The following is a 5,251-nucleotide window of genomic DNA, read 5'->3' on the forward strand; positions in this document are numbered from 1 at the left end:
ATGCTGCTGCGAGAGTAGCTATTATGGCTCCCCTGGCCATTTTACCTTTTGCTTGTAACTCTTTTATAGCTTTTACTTTTTGCGCTAGCTCGCCTCTAACCACTATCGTATCCACGCCGTCTTTTACTGCTTTTTCTAATTCATCTTTTGTTGTTACTACAACTTCTTTCATATATTATCTCCTAAAAATCTTTATACATTATACTAATTTAGCCCTTAAATACCTTTTTAAATATATTCTTAAAAGATTGGATCATATTATCAAAGTGCTCTTTAGCCATAGCCTCTTCTATGGATATTGCTTTTCTATTAAACTTTGTATTGCCACACTTTGGACAAACATCTGGGACTTGCTTAAAGTCTAAGTCCGTTAAAGCATCGCTCTTAAACCAAATCAGTTTTTCAAAGCTGCATTTGGAACAGCAAATTTTAAATGGGTTTGGTCGTATCACTTTATGTCCTTGATTGGAAATTTTCGTGGTAAAAATTTATCGCACTTCTTTACTATCAAATTTATAAAATTATAGCAAAGAAGCGCGACAGGTTGAGTCGAATTTGGATAAAAGTAAAGATTTTATTTTAGCTTTTCGACGTATGCTCTTATGATAGTATCGGTTAAATTTGAAAATAAATCAAAATCGCCTTTGTAAATTAACTCAAAATTATCGTTTAAATAAGCTAGATAGGCATTACCCATTAGTTTTGTCGTGGAGCTGGCGACGGTTGCATTAAACGCTCTTCCTGCAAGAGATCCTACGGCCGGTATAAATTTTAATAAATTTCCAGCCACAAATCTAACGGCAAAGCCTCCAGCTGCTACGGCAGCAAACGATGTCGCTAATTTTGTAATATTTTCAGCAGAGGCTTTAAAACCGTAATTATACGTAATATGAGATATCATGGCTATTTGGGTAGGTAAAAGTAGAGCGATATCTGAAAACGGTATCGGAGTAGCTGCTATAGCACCCGCAGCTACGCTATATGTATTGATAATATCCAGTGCTGCTTCGTATTTTACGTCTTTGTTATATTTTTGCTCTCTAGCAAAGGCTTGCTTTGATGCCTCAGGTAAAGCGTCGTATGTTTTCTTTATAAGGTCGTCTATGCCTCTAAGCGGTTTTATGTTTCCGTCATCGTCTTCGATCTCTAACGCCATAACTCTTTGCATATATTCGTCATTAACTCCAAACTCGCCTTTTACTTTATCTGAAAATTTTTCCTTGTTCTCGTCTTTATCTTGCTGGGCTTTTGTTATTACTGCTATAGCTGCATAGTCTTTTTCTCTTATGATATCAAACAGTCTTTTTTCGCCCTCTTCTATCCTTCTGCCGGGCTCCGCCACACAAAACCATACTATATGTATTTGCTCGTCTGCTCTCTTTTTACTATTTTCTTCCAAAAAATTCGCAATGTCGTCACAAGTGGCGTCAAAGTCTTTCAATTCAAGACCCTTAGTATCATAAATACTAAAATTTGGATTTACTTTTATTTCGTTTATTTCTTGAGTAATCGGTTTTCCGGAGCCAGTCTTTGCTACTGCGTCGCCAAAAACCGCATTTATAAGCGTACTTTTACCTACGCCGGTTTTACCGACTATTAAAACGTTTAATCTAGAACTTAAACCTTGTATAGCCCCTTTAAAAACTTCTTTTGCTTGAGCTGCGAGATCGCCTAGATCTAGTTGAATTTCTTGTTGATTTCCATTAGCTTCCACACTATTCTCCTTTTGTTAAAATAAAATTTGTATATTTTAGCATTACCCCCCCCGTTGTCAATAAATTTATTTTTGACAAAAGCGGGAGCTATTGGGTTACCTTTTTATTCCTAAAGATTATGCTAATAACCTCTTTTACAGCCGGTAAATAAAGATTTAATGCCATAAATTTGATCACTTGATAGAATACATAACCTGCAAATAAATCTAAAAATAATCTTAACATTCTAGCTTCTCCTTAAAAAATTTCTTATCATAATATCTTTTATATACTCCCGCCACGTCTTTAAAGATCGTTGCTATTTCCTTCATTTGCGTAGCGGACCTTAGCTCTCTTAGCGCCTTAACCAAAACATTATTTAACTCAACTAGCTTGATGATTATCTCTTGTTGCTCTGTATCAAATTTACAGTAATCTCTTGGCTTTTGTTCCGCTGTATCAATCTTAGAAATGTTATTTTCTATCATGCGCTCCAATGCATAATCTATCATTAAATTTAGATCGCACAAAATCTGCAGATCCTCTTTGGAGTCTATAAATATATAGAAAAATTTGCTAAAATTTTTGGCATCGGAGTCTTTAAATCTCAAGACCTTCTCGCCGCTGATAGACGAATAAGCAGATTTTAGATCTGGCAAATTTTCTACGCTTGATAGTTTTTTTTGTAAAATTCTCAATGACACAAAAAGACGGTGAATCGTTTCGTTAAATTTACGACTTTTTTCCATTACACTAGCTTCTAAAAAATCATCATCATTTATGCCTACAGGATTAATTAGGGCTGATTTCAATTCTGTATTTGAGTCGTACTGTTTTGTATTGTTTTGATTTTTGTTCTTTATAGATATATGAAAATCATATTTATTGAGGTATCTTTTTAGCGTGTATCCAGCAGTCACTAACGCTGCTCCACCTACAATGTATTTTATCATTTTCGCTCCTTTAGATTTAAATAACGATGAAAATTTAACATAAGAGAATGACAGGTTGAGTCATAGAAAACATACTTTTGCGATACCTGGCATCAATGCTTTCTTGAAAACACATATATCATAAAAAACTTGCATATCGATGCCATTATAAAATCAATTTTCTAATACAGCGCCTTTTTATAAATAGTATTAAATTTTCAATATCACTCAAAATCTAGTTTTATTTTTTTGGAAAAACAATGATTTTTTGATAAAAAATAGTTTCATTTTTTGGGAAAAATTTTATGGTTCTGATAAAAATAGTTTTATTTTTTGGGAAAATTCAGTGGCAAATAAGGGTAAAAAAAGTATATTTTTGAAAAAATAAACTACAGGGGAGTATTATGGCAAAAGAAATCGTTGACCTAGAAAAAGTTCGCTCCACAAGCGCGAGGCTTTACAATAGGACACAAGAGATCGTCGATAGCCAAACTGGTGAAGTAAAGACGATAGTCACGAGTTTTTTACAAAAAGAACAAACAAAAGATGCCTTTATTAAAGTTTTTGTAGAAAATTTAGATTTTTTAGTTGAAAATCTTTCAAACAACGCCAGAACCGTATTTTTAGTAATGATAAAAAACGTAAATTATAAAAATATTTTTAAATACGATAGCGATTTCGTTAAATATTTTGAAGAGCGTAAAATTTTAGCCAAATCAAGCGTGTATCGCGCCCTAAAAGAGCTTGAGGATAAACAAGCTATTTTTAAAATCAGCGAAAATGACAAAGATAAATTTGACATAATCGGCAAAAACTCTTTTATGTTAAATCCGCAAATCGTCGGTAAGGGCTCTATAAAGGATCTAAAGCAATTAAGGCAAACAACCGTTAAAACATTTAACTTTGAAACACTGGAAATGACAAAGGAAATTTTAACAGATGCGGCTTATGAGGGCTTTGATAAAGTTTTGGCAGCGCCAGATAGCTTTCAGGTAGATAGCGTCAAGCAGATTCAACATTCAGCCAACAAAAGCGAAACTGAGATTGTGATTTCAAAAAAACATGAAGAAGAAGATGAGATTATTGAAGTGGCTACGCAAACCGATAATTCGCAACAATCAACGCAAAGCGCACAAGAAAATACTACTCCTAGCGGAATAGAGAGCGACATAGCTGACATCATGAGATTTGTCGGAGCATTTAAAGGTGATTTTAAAGGCGATTCAAAATCATTAAGAGCAGAAAAAGCAGACGAATTAAATCAAAAGGCAGAACAATGAAAGTATTTTTTGATCTAAATATCATCATCGATATTATCGATACAGATAGAATAAATAACAAAAAGGCCGTTGCTTTGATGCAAAATCTAATGCGAAAACAAGATACTATAGTCATTAGCGAAGATAGTATTAGCACGCTTTATTATAATTTGCGCCATTCTCGACAAAAACAACTTATGCTTCTAAATTTCTTAGAAGTCATTACTCAAAAATGGTGTGTATCCCCATTTGGAATCGAAGGTATAAAAAAAGCAATTAAGTATTCTAAAAACTCAAACTCTGATCTTGAAGATGCGCTACAATACTTTTGTGCAGACAAAGAAGGCTGCGAGGTAATATACACTAGCGATAAAAACTTTCCTAAAATCGCCATAGCAATCAAAGATTATGATGAAAATTAAAATTGTGGGAGAAAATTTACCAGCAGAGATAAATTTTTCCCAGAGAGAAAACCATTTTTCCCGCACGTGGGAAAATGTAAAATGTGCTCTAGAAACGATTTCACGGTGGCTGGAGACTATTTTTTTATGTCATTTTTCTTCTATATCTATTCTTTTTATCTAGTTTGCCTTTAAATAGGTAAATCAAAAGTTAATAACTTTTGAAATTTTATTATTGTGCACATGTTTTTTCATTCTGAAAAAACAGCACAAAAAATAACTCCAAAAATAAAAACACAGATGCTTTGTTAATAATTTATTAAATTTTTGTGTCTTATGTTGATAACGTTGGAATATTAAAAAGCGAGTTTTTATTTTAAATTAAATTTCTAGGCGACGTTAAAGTTTTTATTGGGTTGTCAATTCTATAGATAAAATTTCTTTTTTTGGGAATATTTATATTGATATGGAAAAATTTGTTTTTTTCTCTGGGAAAAAATGTTTTTATTTCAAAATTTGGATAGTATTTTATTTTTTATAAGATAAATTGATTTATTTTTTGGGATATTATGATTTTTTTGAAATGTTATAGCTTTAATAAATGTCAGTTGTAATAATGTGTAGTTCTGTTGCAATATAGATTTTTTTTAAATTTATGACATAATCTTTTAGAGCCACAAAAGAATTAGCGTCTGGCTCATAACCGTGAAGTAGTGCTTGAGCGCTTTTTTTACTCCTTGGACGAGTTTAGCACAGACTTAGCCCGTCTTTGATATTCCCGTTTTCGTCTAAATTTTTTGCCTTAAACTCTTCAAATTTAGCCGCGGTCGCTTTGTCTCCGCTCTGCGCTGCTTTTTTTAGCTTGTTTAGCTCGGCAGTCTTTAGTATCGCCTCTTTTTTGATAGGATCTAGCTCGTTGCGATACGCTGCCTTTACTTCAAAGCTCATGTTTTTTAGCCTTGCTC

At 33.0% G+C, this 5,251-nt stretch carries 6 protein-coding genes; 2 read left to right on the forward strand and 4 right to left on the reverse strand.

All coding sequences use genetic code 11. The features are described 5' to 3' along the window. Nucleotides 1–209: 209 nt before the first annotated feature. The 3 genes from Q0200_RS11130 to Q0200_RS11140 form a co-directional block, all read right to left on the reverse strand. Complete coding sequence (locus tag Q0200_RS11130) at nucleotides 210–452, reverse strand: hypothetical protein (RefSeq protein ID WP_297941179.1); 243 nt, start codon at nucleotides 450–452, stop codon at nucleotides 210–212. Nucleotides 453–574: 122 nt separating this feature from the next. Further along, entirely contained in the window at nucleotides 575–1,714 is a 1,140-nt protein-coding gene (locus Q0200_RS11135) for a GTPase (protein WP_297941180.1), read from the reverse strand. A gap of 219 nt (nucleotides 1,715–1,933) precedes the next feature. After that, nucleotides 1,934–2,647, reverse strand: a complete 714-nt coding sequence (locus Q0200_RS11140) for a hypothetical protein (protein WP_297941181.1) — start codon at nucleotides 2,645–2,647, stop codon at nucleotides 1,934–1,936. A gap of 383 nt (nucleotides 2,648–3,030) precedes the next feature. Here Q0200_RS11140 and Q0200_RS11145 point away from each other — a divergent pair, with 383 nt between their 5' ends. Both Q0200_RS11145 and Q0200_RS11150 read left to right on the forward strand, forming a co-directional pair. Further along, nucleotides 3,031–3,906 carry a hypothetical protein gene (locus Q0200_RS11145; RefSeq protein WP_297941182.1) on the forward strand — a complete coding sequence of 292 codons (876 nt, stop codon included), beginning with the start codon at nucleotides 3,031–3,033 and terminating at the stop codon, nucleotides 3,904–3,906. Then, nucleotides 3,903–4,307 (forward strand): type II toxin-antitoxin system VapC family toxin, encoded by a 405-nt coding sequence (locus tag Q0200_RS11150; RefSeq protein ID WP_297941183.1) that lies wholly within the window; start codon nucleotides 3,903–3,905, stop codon nucleotides 4,305–4,307. The genes Q0200_RS11145 and Q0200_RS11150 overlap by 4 nt, the downstream gene beginning before the upstream one ends. Nucleotides 4,308–5,033: 726 nt before the next feature. Here the strand turns inward: Q0200_RS11150 and Q0200_RS11155 are convergent. Next, the coding region (locus Q0200_RS11155) for a hypothetical protein (protein ID WP_297941184.1) at nucleotides 5,034–5,251 on the reverse strand (218 nt) is incomplete at its 5' end.

It is taken from the genome of uncultured Campylobacter sp. (genome assembly GCF_938045225.1).
In the GTDB taxonomy this organism is placed as follows: Bacteria; Campylobacterota; Campylobacteria; order Campylobacterales; family Campylobacteraceae; genus Campylobacter_A.